15 protein-coding genes are annotated in these 17,659 nt (G+C 63.4%); 4 read left to right on the forward strand and 11 right to left on the reverse strand.

All coding sequences use genetic code 11. From position 1 onward, the window contains the following. The first annotated feature begins 1 nt into the window (after position 1). Positions 2 to 1,099, forward strand: coding sequence for a DegT/DnrJ/EryC1/StrS family aminotransferase (locus ABIB91_RS30380; protein ID WP_354169952.1), 1,098 nt, complete (start codon positions 2 to 4; stop codon positions 1,097 to 1,099). Here ABIB91_RS30380 and ABIB91_RS30385 read toward each other — a convergent pair. Next, positions 1,096 to 2,319 carry a phenylacetate--CoA ligase family protein gene (locus tag ABIB91_RS30385; protein WP_354169954.1) on the reverse strand — a complete coding sequence of 408 codons (1,224 nt, stop codon included), beginning with the start codon at positions 2,317 to 2,319 and terminating at the stop codon, positions 1,096 to 1,098. The two genes, ABIB91_RS30380 and ABIB91_RS30385, sit on opposite strands and share 4 nt — an antisense overlap. Before the next feature lie 80 nt (positions 2,320 to 2,399). Between ABIB91_RS30385 and ABIB91_RS30390 the strand changes: the two genes are divergently transcribed. Then, positions 2,400 to 3,551: an AGE family epimerase/isomerase gene (locus ABIB91_RS30390; protein ID WP_354169956.1), complete on the forward strand. Its 1,152-nt coding sequence runs from the start codon at positions 2,400 to 2,402 to the stop codon at positions 3,549 to 3,551. 61 nt (positions 3,552 to 3,612) lie between these two features. On the opposite strand, the gene ABIB91_RS30395 is transcribed toward ABIB91_RS30390, so the two are convergent. The 6 genes from ABIB91_RS30395 to ABIB91_RS30420 all read right to left on the reverse strand — a co-directional run bounded on the left by ABIB91_RS30395 (position 3,613) and on the right by ABIB91_RS30420 (position 10,906). Then, positions 3,613 to 4,452 (reverse strand): ABC transporter ATP-binding protein, encoded by an 840-nt coding sequence (locus ABIB91_RS30395; RefSeq protein WP_354169958.1) that lies wholly within the window; start codon positions 4,450 to 4,452, stop codon positions 3,613 to 3,615. Between the two features lie 183 nt (positions 4,453 to 4,635). Continuing rightward, on the reverse strand, positions 4,636 to 5,919 hold the full coding sequence (locus ABIB91_RS30400; RefSeq protein WP_026233336.1) for an ABC transporter substrate-binding protein: 1,284 nt from the start codon (positions 5,917 to 5,919) through the stop codon (positions 4,636 to 4,638). A 46-nt stretch (positions 5,920 to 5,965) separates the two neighbouring features. Continuing rightward, positions 5,966 to 7,039, reverse strand: coding sequence for a branched-chain amino acid ABC transporter permease (locus ABIB91_RS30405; protein WP_354169961.1), 1,074 nt, complete (start codon positions 7,037 to 7,039; stop codon positions 5,966 to 5,968). A 3-nt stretch (positions 7,040 to 7,042) separates the two neighbouring features. Continuing rightward, positions 7,043 to 7,936, reverse strand: a complete 894-nt coding sequence (locus ABIB91_RS30410; protein ID WP_247392420.1) for a branched-chain amino acid ABC transporter permease — start codon at positions 7,934 to 7,936, stop codon at positions 7,043 to 7,045. A 220-nt stretch (positions 7,937 to 8,156) separates the two neighbouring features. Further along, positions 8,157 to 10,088, reverse strand: a complete 1,932-nt coding sequence (locus tag ABIB91_RS30415; RefSeq protein WP_354169963.1) for a long-chain fatty acid--CoA ligase — start codon at positions 10,086 to 10,088, stop codon at positions 8,157 to 8,159. Then, positions 10,085 to 10,906: an ABC transporter ATP-binding protein gene (locus tag ABIB91_RS30420; protein ID WP_354169965.1), complete on the reverse strand. Its 822-nt coding sequence runs from the start codon at positions 10,904 to 10,906 to the stop codon at positions 10,085 to 10,087. Before ABIB91_RS30420 ends, ABIB91_RS30415 begins: the two co-directional genes overlap by 4 nt. A gap of 327 nt (positions 10,907 to 11,233) precedes the next feature. Here ABIB91_RS30420 and ABIB91_RS30425 point away from each other — a divergent pair, with 327 nt between their 5' ends. Then, entirely contained in the window at positions 11,234 to 11,908 is a 675-nt protein-coding gene (locus tag ABIB91_RS30425; RefSeq protein ID WP_061021477.1) for a Crp/Fnr family transcriptional regulator, read from the forward strand. On the opposite strand, the gene ABIB91_RS30430 is transcribed toward ABIB91_RS30425, so the two are convergent. Together ABIB91_RS30430 and ABIB91_RS30435 are read right to left on the reverse strand one after the other, a co-directional pair. Then, entirely contained in the window at positions 11,905 to 13,167 is a 1,263-nt protein-coding gene (locus ABIB91_RS30430) for an MFS transporter (protein WP_354169968.1), read from the reverse strand. The two genes, ABIB91_RS30425 and ABIB91_RS30430, sit on opposite strands and share 4 nt — an antisense overlap. A gap of 123 nt (positions 13,168 to 13,290) precedes the next feature. Continuing rightward, positions 13,291 to 14,133 (reverse strand): uroporphyrinogen-III synthase, encoded by an 843-nt coding sequence (locus ABIB91_RS30435; protein ID WP_354169970.1) that lies wholly within the window; start codon positions 14,131 to 14,133, stop codon positions 13,291 to 13,293. A 158-nt stretch (positions 14,134 to 14,291) separates the two neighbouring features. Here ABIB91_RS30435 and purU point away from each other — a divergent pair, with 158 nt between their 5' ends. Continuing rightward, on the forward strand, positions 14,292 to 15,155 hold the full coding sequence (gene purU / locus ABIB91_RS30440; protein WP_354169972.1) for a formyltetrahydrofolate deformylase: 864 nt from the start codon (positions 14,292 to 14,294) through the stop codon (positions 15,153 to 15,155). A 29-nt stretch (positions 15,156 to 15,184) separates the two neighbouring features. Here the strand turns inward: purU and ABIB91_RS30445 are convergent, their stop codons facing one another. Together ABIB91_RS30445 and ABIB91_RS30450 are read right to left on the reverse strand one after the other, a co-directional pair. Further along, on the reverse strand, positions 15,185 to 16,522 hold the full coding sequence (locus ABIB91_RS30445) for an oligosaccharide flippase family protein (RefSeq protein WP_354169974.1): 1,338 nt from the start codon (positions 16,520 to 16,522) through the stop codon (positions 15,185 to 15,187). Between the two features lie 105 nt (positions 16,523 to 16,627). After that, positions 16,628 to 17,650 (reverse strand): NAD-dependent epimerase, encoded by a 1,023-nt coding sequence (locus tag ABIB91_RS30450; RefSeq protein ID WP_354169976.1) that lies wholly within the window; start codon positions 17,648 to 17,650, stop codon positions 16,628 to 16,630. Positions 17,651 to 17,659 lie beyond the last annotated feature (9 nt).

The following is a 17,659-nucleotide window of genomic DNA, read 5'->3' on the forward strand; positions in this document are numbered from 1 at the left end:
CATGGCGGTTCCCTTCGCTGACCTTCAACTCCAGTATCAGAACATCAAGGGCGAGATCGACGCTGCGGTTGCCGCTGTGATCCGTGACAACGCCTTCATCCGCGGCCACTATGTCGACGCTTTCGAGCGCGACTTTGCGAAGGCCGCCTCCGTCGCGCATTGCGTCTCCTGCGCCAACGGGACGGATGCGCTCTATCTCGCCATGGCGGCGCTGAAGGTGAAGCCCGGCGACGAGGTCATCACGACGGCGCATTCCTGGATATCGACTTCGGCGATGATCACGCATGCCGGCGCGACGGTCAGGTTCTGCGACACCGACGGGGCGACCTTCACCATCGGCCCCGCGGCCATCGAGGCCGCGATCACCGCGCGTACCGTCGGCATCATTCCCGTGCATCTTTACGGACAGCCCGCCGAGATGGATGCGATCATGGCGATCGCGAAGAAGCATGGATTGTGGGTGATCGAAGACTGCGCTCAGGCGCACCTCGCACGCTATAAGGGGCAGATGGTCGGAACGTTCGGAGCGGCCGCCACCTATTCATTCTATCCCGGCAAGAATCTCGGCGCGATGGGTGACGCTGGTGCGATCGTCACCAATGACGCTGACCTCGCCGAGCACATGACCATGCTGGCGCGCCACGGCGGGCTCGTAAAGCACCAGCACAACATCGAGGGCATCAACAGTCGGCTCGATGGCATACAGGCTGCGATCCTCTCGGCCAAGCTGCCGTATCTGGCGGACTGGACGCGTGCGCGACAAGAGGCAGCGGAGATCTACGACGCCGGCCTCAATCCGATCGAGGAGGTTGAGGTGCCGCGGGTCGCGCCCGGGCGAGACCATGTCTATCACCTCTACACGATCAAGCATCCCCGGCGCGATGCGCTGGCCAAGCATCTGAGCACGAAGGGCATCCAGACCGCGATCAACTATCCGACCGCGCTGCCGCTGCTGCCGGCCTATCGGCGCTTCGGGCACAGTCCATCCCAGTTCCCGAATGCCAGCGCCGACCAGTCCAGCATCCTGTCCCTGCCGATGTTTGCGGAGATCACCCGCGGGCAGCAGGAGGACGTCGTTCGCGCGATCCGAGAGTTCTAGCGCTCGTCCGCGATCACCTTGCCGTCGTTCGGCAGCGTGCCCGGGCCCACGAGTTCAACGGCGCCGCCGAGCTTTGTCACCGCGCGCAAGGTGGCTGCGACGTCGTCCCGCAGGGCCTCGCTCGGCCCGCTCGTCTCTGCCTTCAGCGTCATCGCATCCGTCTCGCGTTCGCGCGTGACGACGAGACGCAGCCGCCCGAGCCCGGGATGGCGCTTGCCGATCTCTGCGATCTGCTCAGGGCGGACGAACATGCCCTTGACTTTGGTGGTCTGGTCGGCACGGCCCATCCAGCCCTTAATGCGCATGTTGGTGCGCCCGCACCGGCTCGTGCCCGGCAGCGCCGCGGTAAGGTCGCCCAGCGCGAGCCGGATCCAGGGATGGTGCGGATCGAGCGAGGTGACGATGATCTCGCCGACATCGCCCGGCGCCGCCGGATCGCCAGTGCCGGGCTTGACGATCTCCATGATCAGGTCCTCGTTCACGACCATGCCCTCGCGCGCCGCCGTCTCGAAAGCAACAAGGCCGAGATCTGCCGTGCCGAAGGCCTCGTAGGCGTCGATGCCGCGCGCCTTGATCTCGGCCTGGAGCGAGGGCGGGAAAGCGGCGCCGGATACCATCGCCCGCTTGATCGAGGAGACGTCGCGGCCGGCGCTCGCCGCGGTATCGAGCAAAATCTTCAGGAAGTCGGGCGTTCCGCTATAGCCGACAGGCCGATAGGCCTCGATCAACTCGAATTGCTGTTCTGTATTGCCAGGACCTGCGGGGATCACCGCGCAGCCGAGCGCGCGTGCCGACGCGTCGAAGATGAAGCCACCGGGCGTGAGATGGTAGCTGAAGGTGTTGAGCACGATGTCGCCCTCCCGGAACCCGGCCGCGAACAGCGCCCGTGCGCCGCGCCAAGGGTCGGCCTGCCTCCCCTCCGCCTCGAAAATCGGGCCGGGAGACGTGTAGAGGCGAGCGAATGAGCCAGGCACGGCCGCCACGAAGCCTCCAAAGGGCTGTGAGGCCTTGTGTAGGGCCGGTAGTTCCGACTTGCGCAGCACCGGCAGGTGCGCCAGCGCCGCTCTGGAGGTTACCGAGCTCGGGTCCAGACCCCTAAGCCGTTCGGCATAGGCCGGGGCGGCCATCGCGGCCCGCAGCACGCCCGGCAGGCGGGAGAACAGCTCGGCCTCGCGCGCGGCGGCCTCGCGCGTCTCAAGGGCATCATAATGGGCGGTCATGACGGGTCTTTCCGGGTTGGTTGCACGCCGCCGCCGGCATGGGTATCAGACGGCAATCGTGGCGGCCTGGAGAGCTTGGGGTGACGGACGAACGGATCGTTGCGGCGGAGGGGGCGGCCGACGTGGTCGCGCGCCTCAAGCACCGTATGATCGAGGAGGCGCTGCCGCTGTGGTCGTCCGTCGGCTGGGACCCCGGCGCCGGCGGCTTCGTCGACCGGCTGCACGCGGATGGTTCCGCGGATGCGGCCGCGCCCCGGCGCGTGTTCGTGCAGGCGCGCCAGATCTGGTGCTTTGCCAAGGCGGCGCAGATGGGCTGGTACCCCGAGGGGCGCGCGGTGGCGCTGAGAGGGCTGGAGCATCTGCTGGCATGCGCGAAAGCGCCCGACGGCCGGCCTGGTTTCGTGCATCGGCTGACGCCGGAGGGCGCGGTGCTGGACGGTCGGCGCGACGCCTATGACCACGCCTTCATCCTGTTTGCGCTCGCGACCGTCTATGCGCTCGACCAGGACGCCCAGGTTCGAGCCGAGATTGACGCGCTGCTGGCCTTCCTCGACGGCCATCTGCGCTCGCCGCATGGCGGCGTGCATGAGAGCCTTCCGGTGTCGCTGCCGCGCCGGCAGAACCCGCACATGCACCTGTTCGAGGCGATGATCGCGTGTTTCGAGGCGACCCATGATTTGTCGTTCCAGAACCGCGCCGGTGAATTCTTCGCGCTGTTCCTGGCCAATCTCTACGACAAGCAGAAACACATCCTGACGGAATATTTCGAGGAGGACTGGTCGAAGATCGAGCCGGTCAGCGTCGAGCCGGGCCACCAGGCGGAATGGGTCTGGCTCCTGAAGGGGTTTGAACGCATCACGGGATGTCCGACCGGGCAGCGGCGCGCCGAGCTGCTGGAAACCGCGCTGCGCTATCGCGACGAGGCCACCGGCTGCCTCGTCGATGAGGGCGACGACACCGGCAACATCCGCCGCGGATCGCGCCGGCTGTGGCCGCAGACCGAGATTGCCAAGGCGTGGATCGCCCAAGCCGAGTCCGGCGAGGCGGGGGCGGCGGAGGAAGCGCGCGCGGCGCTGATGCGGCTCGAACGGCATTATCTCAGCCATCCCGTCAAAGGTGGCTGGTACGATCATTTCGATCGCGACGGAACATCGCTGAGCGACACCATTCCTGCGTCGTCGTTCTATCATGTTCTCTGCGCAGTCACGGAAGCGGAGCAGGTGCTGAGCTGAGAATCTGTTGTTTTGACGCGCTTTCTTCACGCGAGCCGGTTCCTACTTCGCTTGAAAACCGCTATAGCCAGCGCTTGCGCCGCTTGAAGCTCTTGAGGTTCTTGAAGCTCTTGCGCTGGTCGCCGGCGCCGCCAAGATAGAATTCCTTGACGTCCTCGTTGTCGCGCAATTCATCCGCGGTGCCGTCGAGCACGATCTTGCCCTGCTCCATGATGTAGCCGTGGCTTGCCACCGACAGCGCGGCGCGTGCGTTCTGCTCGACCAGCAGGATGGTGACGCCGAGGTCGCGGTTGATCTTCTGGATGATCGAGAACACCTCTTTCACGAGCAGGGGTGACAGGCCCATCGACGGCTCGTCCATCAGGATCATCTTCGGGCGGGCCATCAGCGCGCGGCCGATCGCGAGCATCTGCTGCTCGCCGCCGGAGAGATAGCCGGCGAGCCCCGTGCGCTCCTTCAGGCGCGGGAAATAGTTGAAGACCATGTCGAGATCGGCACCGACCTCGCGGTCCTTGCGGGTGAAGGCGCCGAGCTTGAGGTTTTCCAACGAGGTCATGTCGGCGACGATGCGGCGTCCCTCCATCACCTGGAAGATGCCGCGGCGGACGATCTTGTCGGGATCGATGCCGTTGATGCGCTCGCCCTCGAACAGGATCTCGCCGCGCGTGACCTCTCCGTCCTCAGTCTTGAGCAGCCCCGAGATCGCCTTCAGCGTCGTCGACTTGCCGGCACCGTTGGCGCCGAGCAGCGCCACGATCGCCCCCTTGGGCACGTCGAGGCTGAGGCCGCGCAGCACCAGGATGACGTCGTCATAGACGACCTCGATGTTGCGCACGGCGAGGAGAGGCGGCGCGGATACGACGGTCGGGGAGGGGCGCTCGATGTGAGCCGCTTCACTCATGATCAGTTACTCTCTCGATGTCGTCATCTGCCTTGTGCGCAATTGCGCACTGGGGCGGGGTGACTCAGTGTTCCAGAGACGCCGGAGATTCACCGGGAAGTCGCGGCGTACTGGATCCCCCGCTCCAGTGCGCGCTGCGCACAAGGCGGGGGATAACAGTTGTGCGTACTGCGAAAGCTAGGCTCACCAGCCCAGCAATTCCGGCTTGCGCGGCAGCTCGACCGTCTTGACCTTCTCGAGTTTGATCGCGCCCTTGGCCATGAGGTCGTTGAGGTCGCCGTCGGTCGCGCCCGCAATCTTGGTGCGGTAGAGATCGACCTTCAACGTGCCGCGGTGGTCCTTGTCGGTCCAGGTCGAGGGATTGCAGACGCCTTCCATGCCGGCCGGCACCCAGTCCTTCTTCTGGTAGAAGCCCTTGGCGACGTTCTCGCCGGTTGCGCCGCCGTTCTTGGCGGCCCAATCGATCGCCTCCTTCATGTAGAGCGCCGAGCACACCGCCGCGATGTAGTGCACGGGCCGATAGACCTTGCCGGTCGGGTCGGACATCTTCGAGATCTCCATCACGGTCTTCATGCCGGGCGCATCGCCGCCCCAGCTCACAGCGGTGCGCAGCGGGAAGATCACGCCGTCGGCGGCATCGCCGGCGGTCTTGGCGGCGTTCTCGTCCATGCCCCAGACATTGCCCATGAATTGGATGTCGACTCCGGCGGTCTTGCAGGCCTTCATCACCGAGATGTTGGACGCGGCGGTGTTGCCGAGATAGGCGTAGTTGGCGCCCGAGGATTTCAGGCTCAGGCACTGCGCGCTGTAGTCACCCGGCGCGAGCGCGAACACCAGCGGCGGTAGCACCTCGAAACCGAGCTCCTGCGCCATGGCTTCGCCGGCGGCCTTCGGTGCGTTCGGATAAGGGTGGTTGGCCCCCATGTGGACGAATTTCGGCTTGCCGGACTTGCCCTTGGCCTTCCAGTCCTCGGCCGCCCACATCAGCATGGCGCGGAGCGAGTCCGAATAGCTCGGGCCGTAGAAGAAATTGTACGGCGCGGGCTTTGCCTTGCCGCTGATACCTTCGGGGTCGGTGAGCGCGGCGGCATAGGAGCCGGACATGTCAGGGATCTTGTCTTGTGCGAGGAAGCCGGTCAGCGCCTCGGTGTCTGCCGTGCCCCAGCCCATGATGGCCGCGACCTTGGAGTCGGGCGCCGACCATTTCTTGTAGAGCGCGATGGCGCGCGGCACCTGGTAGCCATAGTCGTTGGTGTCGACATTGAGCTGCTTGCCGCCGACGCCGCCGTTCTTGTTGACCCAGGCGAAGGTGTCGGCGACGGCCTGGCCATAGGGTGTGCCGACGTCGGAGGTGCCGCCGGAATAATCGGCGAGGTGCCCGATCGCGATCTGCGCCTGCGCGCTTGCCGAGAATGCGGCGATCGCCAGCGCCAGCGACGCGGTGCTCAAAAGGGATTTTGTCTTCATGGGTTGCCTCCTCCTGTTTATTTGTTGGTTAGCGAGTTGCCCGCGCTCAATGCGAGAACGGGTAGAGTTTCCAGTACGCCTTGATCTGTCGCCAGCGATGGGCGAGCCCGTCGGGCTCGAACATCAGGAACGCGATGATGATCACCCCGATCGCGATCTCGCGCAGGAAGGTGATGTTATTGTTGAGCGACAGCGCCTTGTCGATTGCGCCGCCCTTCAGCGCAACGCTGAGGAACTCCATCGTCTCGGGCAGCAGCACCACGAACGCGGTGCCCATCAGCGTGCCCATGATCGAACCGGTCCCGCCGATGATGATCATGGCGAGGAACAGGATCGAACGTTCGATGCCGAAACCCTCTTGCGATACCACGAGCTGGTAGTGCGCATAGAGCGCGCCGGCGATGCCGGCGAAGAACGCGGCAAGGCCGAACGACAGCGTGCGATACTTTGTGAGGTTGATGCCCATGATCTCGGCGGAGAGATAATGGTCGCGGATCGCCACCAGCGCACGGCCATCGCGGGTACGCATCAGGTTGGTGACGAGGATGTAGCTCGCCAGCACATAGGCCAGCACAACGTAGAAATATTGCCTGTCGCCGCGCAGCGTGTAGCCGAAGATCGAGAACGGAGTTGCGCTCGCCGGCACCGAGCCGCCGGTGAACCACTCGGCGCGGGAGAAGAAGTCGAGCAGGATGTATTGCGCGGCCAGTGTCGCGATCACTAGGTAGAGCCCCTTCAGGCGCGCCGCCGGGATGCCGAAGATCAGCCCGACCAGCGCCGTGATGATGCCGGCAAGCGGGATCGCGAAGAACACCGGGATCGGCGCGTTGTTGGAGATGTAGGCCGAGGTGAAAGCGCCGAGCAGGAAGAAGGCGGCATGGCCGATCGAGATCTGGCCGGTGAAGCCGACCAGGATGTTCAGCCCCAGCGCCGCGATCGAGAAGATGCCGATCTGGATCAGGATACTGAGCCAGTAACCGCTGAAGAACTGGGGCGCGAAGCACAGCAGCAGCACGCCGGCGATCGCAAAATTGCGGCTGGTCGTAGTCGGAAAGATCGTGGTGTCGGCCGCATAGGAGGTGCGGAAGTCACCAGCAGGGATGAGGACAGGGCCGGCCATGGATCAGATCCGCTCGATGTCGTGGGTGCCGAACAGGCCGTAGGGCTTGATCATCAGCACGATGATGAGGACGTAGAACGGCGCGATCTCGTAGAGATTGCCCCAGTGAAGGTATTCGCTGTCGACATATTGCGCGATGTTCTCGAGCAGGCCGATGATGATGCCGCCGAGCACGGCGCCGCCGACGGAATCGAGTCCGCCAAGGATCGCCGCCGGAAACACCTTAATGCCGTAGCCGGCCAACCCGGACGAGACGCCGTTCACCACGGCAACGACGACGCCCGCGACCGCGGAAACCGTCGCTGAGATCGCCCACGCCATCGCGAACACGCTTTTCACGGAGATGCCGAGCGACTGTGCCACCTGCTGGTTGAACGCGGTGGCGCGCATCGCAAGTCCGTACTTCGAGGCGCGGAAGAACCAGGCCATGCCGATCATCATCGCGATCGAGACGACGAGGCTCATGACATAGACGGTTTGGATCTGAAGCCCGAGCAGGCTGACGGACTGGCTCTCGAACACGCGCGGGAACGGCTGCGGATTGACGCCGAACATCCATTTCAACGTCGCCTGCAGCACGGTGGACAGGCCGATCGTCACCATGATGACCGAGATGATGGGTTCGCCGATCATCGGTCGCAGGATCAGGACTTGCACCGCGATGCCGAACACGAACATGAACACCAGCGTCATCGGCATGCCAATCCAGAACGGCACCTGGTATTTCGCGAGCAAGGTCCAGCACACCCAGGCACCGACAAGCAAGAGCTCGCCCTGCGCGAAATTGACGACCTGGCTAGCCTTGTAGATCAGCACAAAGGACATCGCGACCACGCCATAGAGCGTGCCGACCACGAGGCCGTTGACCAGGAGCTGGATGAGGAAGGCGGTGTTCATGAAGTGGTGCTCGCTGACAAATCCGGCGCGCTCTTCCCCTCTCCCCTTGTGGGAGAGGGTGGCTTCGCGAAGCGAAGACGGGTGAGGGGTTGTCTCAGCAGTAAGGGCGGGGAGAGAGGACCCCTCACCCGAGTGGGGTCTTGGCTAATAGCGGAGATGCCCTCTCCCGCAAGGGGAGAGGGCGCATCGACCCGCATCGCGCTCTCGGTTCGAAGTAGGCTCACTCCGCGGCCTCCGTCATGTGCCCGGGTCCGCCCAGGTCCACGACCCTCAGCGTTGTACGTACGCGCTGCGTGCTGCCGTCCTGGAAGCGGATCACGGTGTCCACGGGGATGTCGGCCTGGCCGCGGTAGATCGCGTCGATGATGCCTTCGTATTTCTCGTTGATGACGCTACGACGCACTTTCCGCGTGCGGGTGAGCTCGCCGTCGTCGGCGTCGAGCTCCTTGTAGAGCAGCAGGAAACGGGAGATGCGCTGTGCCGGCGGCAGACTCGCGTTGACGGTCTCGACTTCCTTTTTGAGCAGCGCATAAACCTCGGGCCGCGAGGCCAGGTCGCTGTAGGTCGTAAACGAGAGCCGGTTCTTCTCCGCCCATTTGGAGATGATGGAGTAGCGGATGCAGATCATTGCGGCGAGCGCGTCGCGCCCCGAGCCCAGCACCACGGCTTCCGCGATATAGGGCGAGAACTTCAACTTGTTCTCGATGAATTGCGGCGAGAAGCGCTCGCCGCGCGAGGTCTCGGCGAGATCCTTGATGCGGTCGATCACCACGAGCTGGCGATTCGCGTTGAAATAGCCGGCGTCGCCCGACAGCATCCAGCCGTCCTTGACGTCGGCGACGCTCGCCTCCGGGTTCTTGTAGTAGCCGAGGAACATGTTGGGATGCCGCACCACGATCTCGCCGACGCCGTGGACGTCGGCATTGTCGATGCGGATCTCGACGCTGTCGGCCATCGGCACGCCCGTCGTGTCGGAATCGACCTTGCCAGCAGGATGCAGCGTGTAAGCCCCCAGCAGCTCGGTCTGGCCGTAGAGCGTGCGCAGCGGCACGCCCATGGCCTGGAAGAACTTGAAGGTCTCGGGCCCGAGTGCCGCGCCGCCGGTTGCGGCTGAACGCAGGCGGGTGAAGCCGAGACGGTCGCGCAATGCACGGAACAGGATCGCGTCGGCAAAGCCGGAACGCTCGCCCTGTTCGAGCGCGGCAAGCCCGCTCTTCATGCCGATGTCGAACAGGCGCTGCTTGAACGGCGTTGCGTCCATCACCCTGGCGCGGACGTCGGCGGCGATCGATTCCCAAACGCGCGGCGCAAACAGGACAAACGTCGGCGCGATCTCGCGCAGATCGTTCATCATGGTCTCGGGCTCTTCGACGAAGTTGATCTTCATCCGGCACAAGAGGCCTTTGCCGAGTACATAGACCTGTTCCATGATCCAAGGCAGCGGCAGCACCGACGCGTATTCGTCGTCGGGCCCTTTCGGGTCGAAAGCGAGATATGTCGCGCAATGGCCGAGCACGCGGCCGGCGGCGAGCATCGCAAGCTTTGGATGCGAGGTGGTGCCTGATGTCGTGCAGAGGATCGCGACGTCCTCGCCCTTGGTCGCGTCCACCAGCCGGTCGTAAAGTTCCGGTTCGCGCGTAGCCCGCGCCCGGCCGAGTTCGGCAAACGTCTCCGCCGACATCAAACGCGGATCGTCGTATTTCCGCATGCCGCGCGGATCGGAATAGATGATGTGCTTCAGCTTTGGGACGCGGTCTGCCAGGGTGAGCAGCTTGTCGACCTGCTCCTCGTCCTCGGCGAAAACGAGCTGCGCCTCGCCATAATTGAGGAGATACGAAGCTTCTTCGTCGAGCACGTCGCGGTAGAGCCCGAGGCTCAAGCCTCCAACCGCATGAGTGGCGATTTCCGCCGCGACCCAGTCCGGCCGGTTGTCGCCGATGATGCCGATGACATCCTGGCGTCCAAGGCCCAGTTCGACGAGGCCGAGCGCGAAGTCGCGCACCCGCGTCTGGTAGTCGTTCCAGGTGAACGGGCGCCACAGCCCAAGATCCTTCTCGCGCAGCGCAATTTCGTTGCCGTACTCCTTCGCATTGAGCCGGAGCATCTTCGGATAGGTTTCGGCCTGAGCAACGCGGCCTGCGTAATCCATCATGCCGCGCTCTCCTGCGCCGGCGGAGCATCGTCAGGATCGACCAGCACCTCGTCCTCTTCGCCGAGGTAGGCGCGCCTGACGTGCGGATCAGCGAGCACGGCGGCCGGATCGCCCTCGGCGATCTTGCGGCCGAAATCCAGCACCATGACGCGGTGGGAGATGTCCATCACCACGCCCATGTCGTGCTCGATCATCACTACGGTCATGCCGAACTCTTCGTTGAGATCGACGATATAGCGGGCCATATCCTCCTTCTCCTCGAAGTTCATGCCGGCCATCGGCTCGTCGAGGAGAATGAGGCGCGGCTCCAGCGCCATGGCGCGGGCGAGCTCGACGCGCTTACGCAAGCCGTAGGAGAGAGTGCCGGCCGGCGCCTTTCGCACCGACTGGAGATCGAGGAAATCGATGATTTCTTCCACCTTGCGGCGGTGCTCGAGCTCTTCCTTGCGCGCGCCGGTGAGCCAGTACAGCGAGCCCGTAAGGAAATTGTTCTTCAGGAGGTGATGGCGTCCGACCATGATGTTGTCGAGCACGCTCATGTGGTGGAACAGCGCCAGGTTCTGAAAGGTGCGGCCGATGCCGAGCGACGCGCGCGCGTTGGGCGTCAGGCCGGTGATGTCGCGGCCCAGGTAGAACAGCTGGCCTTCGGTCGGCTTGTAGCGGCCGGAAATACAGTTCACGATCGAGGTCTTGCCGGCGCCGTTGGGGCCGATGATCGAGAACAGCTCGCCTTCCCTGACGGCGAAGCCGACATCGGTCAGCGCACGAACGCCGCCGAATCGCAAGGACACGCCGCGCACTTCAAGACTGGTAGCCACCAAACAGATCCCTCCCGTGATGGCGCTTTCAGTGGCGCTCTTCGTCCGTTCTATCGGGCGATCCTAGTACGACCGTGCCGGTGAGGCCATGCAGCAGATGGTCTCGACCGGAGCCGCGCCGCTCTCGTTCCCGTTTGGGATAAAAAGCCGCATCGCCCGAGGTGGTCCTCAATAGGGGAAAGCGCTATTTTGAAATGTCTCCCGCCTGACAATTCTGCGACAAAGTTTTTGGATGGGGATCATCCGTCTTTCGTCGGATTGGTCGAAAGGGTCATGCTGCGTTGCAGCAGAACAGGAGTGACGAGCGGTGCGGCTGGCTTCGGGACCATGATTTCAGAGGATCAACTGAAGCGCGTCGCTGCCTGGTCGCGCGAGCTCACGCAAGCGGAGATCGAGGTCGCTCGTGCCGGGATCACGGAGCGATCCTACGGCACCGGCGAGACCGTCTTCATGCGCGGCGACACGTTCGACTATTGGGCCGGCATGGTATTCGGGCTGGCCCGGATGGGTGGAGTCTCGCGCGACGGCAAGGAAACCAGCCTTGCCGGGCTGACGGCAGGGGCCTGGTTCGGCGAGGGCAGCGTGCTCAAGAACGAGCCGCGCCGCTACGACGTGGTCGCGCTTCGCGACAGTCGCGTCGCGCTGATGGAGCGCAGCGCCTTCATGTGGCTGTTCGAGAACAGCGTCGGCTTCAATCGTTTCCTGGTCCGCCAGCTCAACGAGCGGCTCGGCCAGTTCATCGGCATGCTCGAGGTCAACCGCACGCTGGATGCCACCGCGCGGCTTGCCCGCAGCATCGCCTCCCTGTTCAATCCGATCCTCTATCCGGAATCCACCGCGCATCTCGAGATCACCCAGGAAGAGATCGGCGCGCTTTCCGGCATGTCCCGCCAGAATGCCAACCGCGCGCTGAACAGGCTGGAGAAGGAGGGGCTGCTGCGGCTGGAATATGGCGGCGTCACCATCCTCGATATCGAGCGGTTGCGCGGTTACGGGGATTAGCGCCCATTGGCGGGGGCGTGCACGGGCCAGAGGTCTGCGCGCCAGCGCACCGCGATCGCCATCATCGCGATGAACCCCGATACGGCATAGAGCGACCCCGTCGCGGAATAGCCGATGATATCGATCAGGCTGCCGGCCGCGAGCAATCCGAGCGGTAGACCGTAGATCACCATCATGCGCACGCCCATCACGCGACCGCGAAGATGTGCGCTGGCCGTCCGCATCAGGATCACGGCAGCTGATATCATCGACATGCTCTGGGCGATGCCGGCGAGCACGAGGCAGGCCATCGCCACCGGCATGGTCCTGATCTCGACGAATGCCAGCAGCATGGCGTACCAGGCCAGCGTCGCGCCGATCAGGAGCCGGGCAATGCGCAATCCGCTGACGAGGCTGAGCGTGATGGAGCCGATCAGCGAGCCGACGGCGAAGCTCGCCGAGAGATAACCGAGGCCGGTCTGGTCGGTATGAAAGATCTCCCGCGCGATGTAGGGCAGCAATCCGCCGGTGAAAGGAAATGCGGTCAAGTTGGCCAGGAAGGCGACGCATAGCGCCGCGCGCATCCCGGGGCCATTCCAGGCGTAGACGATCCCTTCCTTCAGATCGCCCAGCAATCTTGAAACGGCGCGGCTGTCTGCCGGAAGATGAGTTGTGGCAATGGTCCTTTCCGGCCGGGTCAGGCAGAGCATGAGCAGCGCGGCCGCAAGATAGAGGCAGACAATCACCACGTAAACGAGGCCAATGCCGAGGACGGCAAACAGTCCGGCGCCTGTCAACGCGCCGGCGATGCGCGCGCTGTCCTGGGTCGTGCGCGCAACGCTGATCGCGCCCACCAGTTGCTCCATCGGCATGATCTCGGCAAGCAGCGCGCCGCGAACGCCGAGGTCCGAGGGGCGAATCAGGCCCACGATTGCGACGATGATCATGACGCTTGGCGGTGTCAGGTGACCGGTCAATGCCAAAGTCATGATGGTCGACGCGAGCACCATATAGGCAAGACGCATCGCGACCAGGAGATCGCGATGACCCATGCGGTCGCCGATCATGCCGAACACCGGCGCCACCAATGTCCCGACGAACTGGAGCGACGCAAGCACGGTGAGCAGCAGCACCGAGCCGGTCTCGACCATGATGTACCAGCCGAGCACCAGCGTCTCGATTTCGAATGCCCAGGAGGTGAGCAGATCGGACGGCCACTGGAAGCGATAGTTGCGGATGCGGAATGGCGCGAGCGCGGAGGGGCGTGCGGGTGTGCTCAAGGCGCGATGACGCGTATCACGGCGATTCCCTTGCCTTGTTGTTTCTTCTTGCTGTTCGGCAACCTAGCGCTGACGGTGCTCGTGTCAATCACAGTCGCCGCAGGCCGCCCCCGCGCTCGGCTCTTACCTCGCCGCAGGCCCCGGCTTCCGCTCCGCGAGCGCCGCAGCCATCGCTGAAATCAGCGGACGCATGAAATAGTGGTCTTCCACCGGCGAGACGTCCGTGCGCAAACCATGCGCGGTGAGCTCGCCCGAGACCGCCGGTCCTACCGACGCGATCAGCGTCCGCTCGAGGCCCGCGCGCAGCTTCGCCTCGCTGCCGTGGGCTCTCGCAGCTTCGATGAGCCGTCGGACCTGGCCGAGATTGGTCAGCGCGATGGAATCGATCCGTCCTTCGGCCATGTCGTGGATGGCGGCGACGATGCTGGCGTCCGCCGCCTTGGAATCATAAGCATAGGGCAGCACGGTATCGACTTCGACACCTTGCGCCGACAGCGCACCGGTCAGCGCGCTGTGATCCTTGTCGGGATAGAGCTGGAGGCCGAGGCGGTGCCCCTTCAAATCGAGCTTGCCGAGCATCTCAATCACACCCTCGGTGGTCGGCTTTTCCGTGGTCTCCTGCGCCTCGAGCCCGACTTCGCGCAGCGCCTTGCCGGGCTTCGGGCCGCGGGTGAATTTTCGCGATCTGGCAAGCGCCGCCACGAGGGCCTGATCGAGCCCTCGTGCGACGGCGAGCTTCATGATCCGCCGCAGCCCTTCGCCGGTCATCAGCACGAGGTCGTCGAAGGGCTTGTCGACGGCGCGGCGGATCCAGGCCGCGACCGGGGCGGGGTCGGGCGCGTCTTGAATGGTGAACATCGGGCATTGCACGACCTCGGCGCCCTGTTCGGCGAGCAGCTTCGAAAACTGCGCCTCTTCGCGCGTTTCCAGGATCAGGATGCGGTAGCCGTTCAAGCGGTCGGCCATGGGGATGCTCCGGTCGGATTTCGCAATCGTCTGTTCATCCTGACTCCGCGCTTTACGTTGAAGCAAGTCTTGGGATTGGCGCAAGGGCGAGGTCGGTGTTAGAGCAGGGCGCAAATCGCGGGGTTCCGCGCCGTCTGCACAAACCTTCATCAAGGCTCATGCCCGATCACCAATATGTCCTGACCCTGTCCTGTCCGGATCGCCCCGGCATCGTTTCCGCGGTGTCGACCTTTCTGGCCCACAATGGACAGAACATCCTCGACGCCCAACAGTTCGACGACACCGAGACCAATAAGTTCTTCATGCGGGTGGTGTTCACCGCCGCCGATCTCGCCGTGGAGCTGTCGGCGCTCCAGACCGGCTTTACCGCGATCGCCGAGCGTTTCGGCATGGAATGGCAGATGCGCGATCGCGCCGCGCATCGCAAGGTGATGCTGCTGGTGTCAAAGTCCGATCACTGCCTGGTCGACATCCTCTATCGCTGGCGCACCGGCGAGCTGCCGATGACTTTGGCCGCAATCGTCTCCAACCATCCGCGCGAGGTCTATGACGGGCTCGATTTCGGCGGGGTTCCGTTCCACTTTCTGCCTGTTACGAAAGAGACCAAGCGCGAGCAGGAGGCGCAGATCCTCGACCTCGTCGCCAAGACCGGCACGGATCTCGTCGTTCTCGCCCGCTATATGCAGATATTGTCGGACGATCTCTCGGCAAACCTGTCGGGACGCTGCATCAACATCCACCACTCGTTCCTGCCAGGTTTCAAGGGCGCAAAACCCTATCACCAGGCCCATGAGCGTGGCGTCAAGCTGATTGGCGCCACCGCGCACTACGTCACCCGCGACCTCGACGAGGGCCCGATCATTGATCAGGACGTCGAGCGCATCAGCCATCGCGACACGCCCGAAGATCTCGTCCGCAAGGGCCGCGACATCGAGCGCCGCGTACTCGCCCGCGCCATGCGCTACCATCTGGATGACCGCGTCATCCTCAACGGCCGCAAGACGGTCGTGTTCGTGGATTGAGAAGGACGCCTGGCGCGCCCGCGTTTCAGCTAGCGCGTCGCAGTGCGTTCGCCGAGCGCTGACGGGATGGAGGGGGCCATTTGTGCCGATTGGGATCTCAATGATCCTATCGACTTCGCACTGAGCCAGTAGACTCCGGCGAGGTTTACAATCGCTCCTGCGACGTGGCCGGCAATCGCCGCTTGCAGGCCGTACTTCGTTGTAAATGCAGCGACGATGACAAGCATTGTCACGTCGCGAGGCAGCAGGGTCACAAAGATCGAACTCCACATGCGGCTCGCCGCCTGAATTCTCATGTAGAGAGTGGTAGCTAGCGATTCGGCAATCGCCGCGATCATCACCAGTTGGAGTTCAGAACTTGCGGCCGTAAAGCTCTTTCCGAACACCCCAAGTACCTCTTTCGCAAACACGACAAAGAAGAACGCAGCGGTTACGGCGAACGCGAACGCCGTGATCGAGCTGATGCGGAATACCCGCATCGCCTGGTCGAATTGGTGCGAGGCACAAGCCTTCTCGGCCGAAGGCTGCAGAGCAATGGAGATGACTGACGCCGGCAGCACGATGAGCGTCTTGAGCATGATGAGCACGCTGTACGAGGCGACGTCGGCAAAATTCTGGGTGTTTCGCGTGAGGATGGTGGGGATCAGCCAAAGCGTCGGGACGGTGACGAATCCGGCCAGGCCGGCCGGGATCTGAAACCTGAAGATTTCGTGCCGCACCCTGTGTCGCAAACTGCGCCACGAAAAGCGTCTAATGCGCCTTCCCTTGAGAACTGTCAACGTCACAGCGCCCATGATCAAGCCGCGAAGCGTCGATCCTGCGGCGAAGCCCCAAATGGCCCCGGTCAAACCGGCTGCCCAGGCGCCTCCCGTCACGATGGCGACAAAGAACACGCTCGATGCGACCGACGAAACAGCCAGTGATCGGAAATCGTGAAGCCCTTGAAGCAGTCCGATGAGGAAAATCATGGCGATCAGCCCCGGCACCGCAAGGGAGGCGATTGCCAGCGGCTGCGCCAGGGACGGCTCGACGAAGACGCCGCGCGCCAGGATTCCAGAGGTTAGGGCGAGCAGGCCAAGACCCAGACAGCTGCTCGCCAGCGTAAAGGCGGCGCAGCTCCAGATCGTCGACCGCAATCGCATCGGGTCGTTGACGTAGCGGGCCACGAATTTCGAGGCGGTGGATCCGATCGCGAATTGCAGGATGCTGGCCGCGTAAAACGCTGTCAGAATAACGAGCGCATATTTTCCATACGTGGCGCGGTCGAGCAGCTTGATGACCAGGAAATTGCTGACAAACGTCGAGGCCTGGTGGCTGAAGGTGGCCACCGCGTTCCAATAGGAGTGGCGAAGGAGGGTCTTGATCACTGATTCACGTCGGCGCGCTGCGGAGGCCGTCGCATGTCGCTCTGCCTTTTCTCATCTGTGGCTCCAAAAGATGATCCAAGAGACCACCGCATCCACATCGCCGGACTATAGTTTGAAATACTGGCGATACCATTCCACGAAACGGGCGACGCCGAGCCGGACCTTTGTGCTTGGGCGATAGTTGACGGCTGCCATCAGCGCGCTCACGTCGGCAAAGGTATTCGGCACGTCTCCCGGCTGCAGGGGCAGGAGTTCCTTGATTGCCTTCTTGCCGAGCGCCGCTTCGATGGCTTCGACATACTCGGTGAGATGAACGGGAGAGTTGTTGCCGATGTTGAGGATTCGGAAAGGCGCATTGCTGGTCGCGGGCTTGGGAGAGTCGCTGTTCCAGTCCGGATCGGGACGGGCGATGTCGTCGCTCACCCGGACGATTCCCTCGACTATGTCATCGACATAGGTGAAGTCACGTATGTGCTGCCCATTGTTGAAGAGCCGGATGGGAAGTCCCGCGAGAATGTTCTTGGTGAACAGGAACAGCGCCATGTCCGGCCGTCCCCAAGGTCCATAGACCGTAAAGAAGCGCAGTCCGCTCGTGGGAAGCCCGAACAGATGGCTGTAGCTATGGGCCATCAGCTCATTGGCGCGCTTGGTCGCCGCGTAGAACTGGAGAGGATGATCAACCCCCTGATTCTCGCTGAACGGCATAGTGGTGTTGGCGCCGTAGACACTGCTCGTGCTGGCGTAGGTCAGGTGCTTCACCTTCGAATGGCGGCATGCCTCGAGAATGTTGGTAAAGGCGATAATGTTGCTCTCAACATATGCCCGCGGGTTTTCCAGGCTATAACGGACGCCAGCTTGGGCTGCGAGATGAATGACCCGATCGAACGGGCCGTCCGAAAAGACGGCCTCCATCGCGGCGGGATCGCCAAGGTTCACCCTGTGGAAGCGATATTCTCCCGTACTCTGGGCGGCCGATTGTTCAAGAATCGCGAGCCGCGCCTCCTTGATCTCGGGCGAATAGTAGTCGTTTACGACATCCGCCCCGACGACCGAGTCGCCTCGTCGCAGGAGATGGGCCGCGACGTGAAATCCGATGAATCCGGCGTTGCCTGTAACTAGAACCCGCATCTTTTCACC

It is taken from the genome of Bradyrhizobium sp. JR4.3 (genome assembly GCF_040547695.1).
Classification (GTDB): domain Bacteria; phylum Pseudomonadota; class Alphaproteobacteria; order Rhizobiales; family Xanthobacteraceae; genus Bradyrhizobium; species Bradyrhizobium canariense.

What these genes read in the sequence shown, in the direction of transcription:
- ABIB91_RS30415 (WP_354169963.1), bottom strand. Translation starts at nt 10,088, where the DNA reads ATGATGGATTACGCAGGCCGCGTTGCTCAGGCCGAAACCTATCCGAAG.
- ABIB91_RS30435 (WP_354169970.1), bottom strand. Translation starts at nt 14,133, where the DNA reads ATGGCCGACCGCTTGAACGGCTACCGCATCCTGATCCTGGAAACGCGC.
- ABIB91_RS30410 (WP_247392420.1), bottom strand. Translation starts at nt 7,936, where the DNA reads ATGAACACCGCCTTCCTCATCCAGCTCCTGGTCAACGGCCTCGTGGTC.
- ABIB91_RS30385 (WP_354169954.1), bottom strand. Translation starts at nt 2,319, where the DNA reads ATGACCGCCCATTATGATGCCCTTGAGACGCGCGAGGCCGCCGCGCGC.
- ABIB91_RS30405 (WP_354169961.1), bottom strand. Translation starts at nt 7,039, where the DNA reads ATGGCCGGCCCTGTCCTCATCCCTGCTGGTGACTTCCGCACCTCCTAT.
- ABIB91_RS30400 (WP_026233336.1), bottom strand. Translation starts at nt 5,919, where the DNA reads ATGAAGACAAAATCCCTTTTGAGCACCGCGTCGCTGGCGCTGGCGATC.
- purU (WP_354169972.1), top strand. Translation starts at nt 14,292, where the DNA reads ATGCCCGATCACCAATATGTCCTGACCCTGTCCTGTCCGGATCGCCCC.
- ABIB91_RS30425 (WP_061021477.1), top strand. Translation starts at nt 11,234, where the DNA reads ATGATTTCAGAGGATCAACTGAAGCGCGTCGCTGCCTGGTCGCGCGAG.
- ABIB91_RS30395 (WP_354169958.1), bottom strand. Translation starts at nt 4,452, where the DNA reads ATGAGTGAAGCGGCTCACATCGAGCGCCCCTCCCCGACCGTCGTATCC.
- ABIB91_RS30380 (WP_354169952.1), top strand. Translation starts at nt 2, where the DNA reads ATGGCGGTTCCCTTCGCTGACCTTCAACTCCAGTATCAGAACATCAAG.
- ABIB91_RS30450 (WP_354169976.1), bottom strand. Translation starts at nt 17,650, where the DNA reads ATGCGGGTTCTAGTTACAGGCAACGCCGGATTCATCGGATTTCACGTC.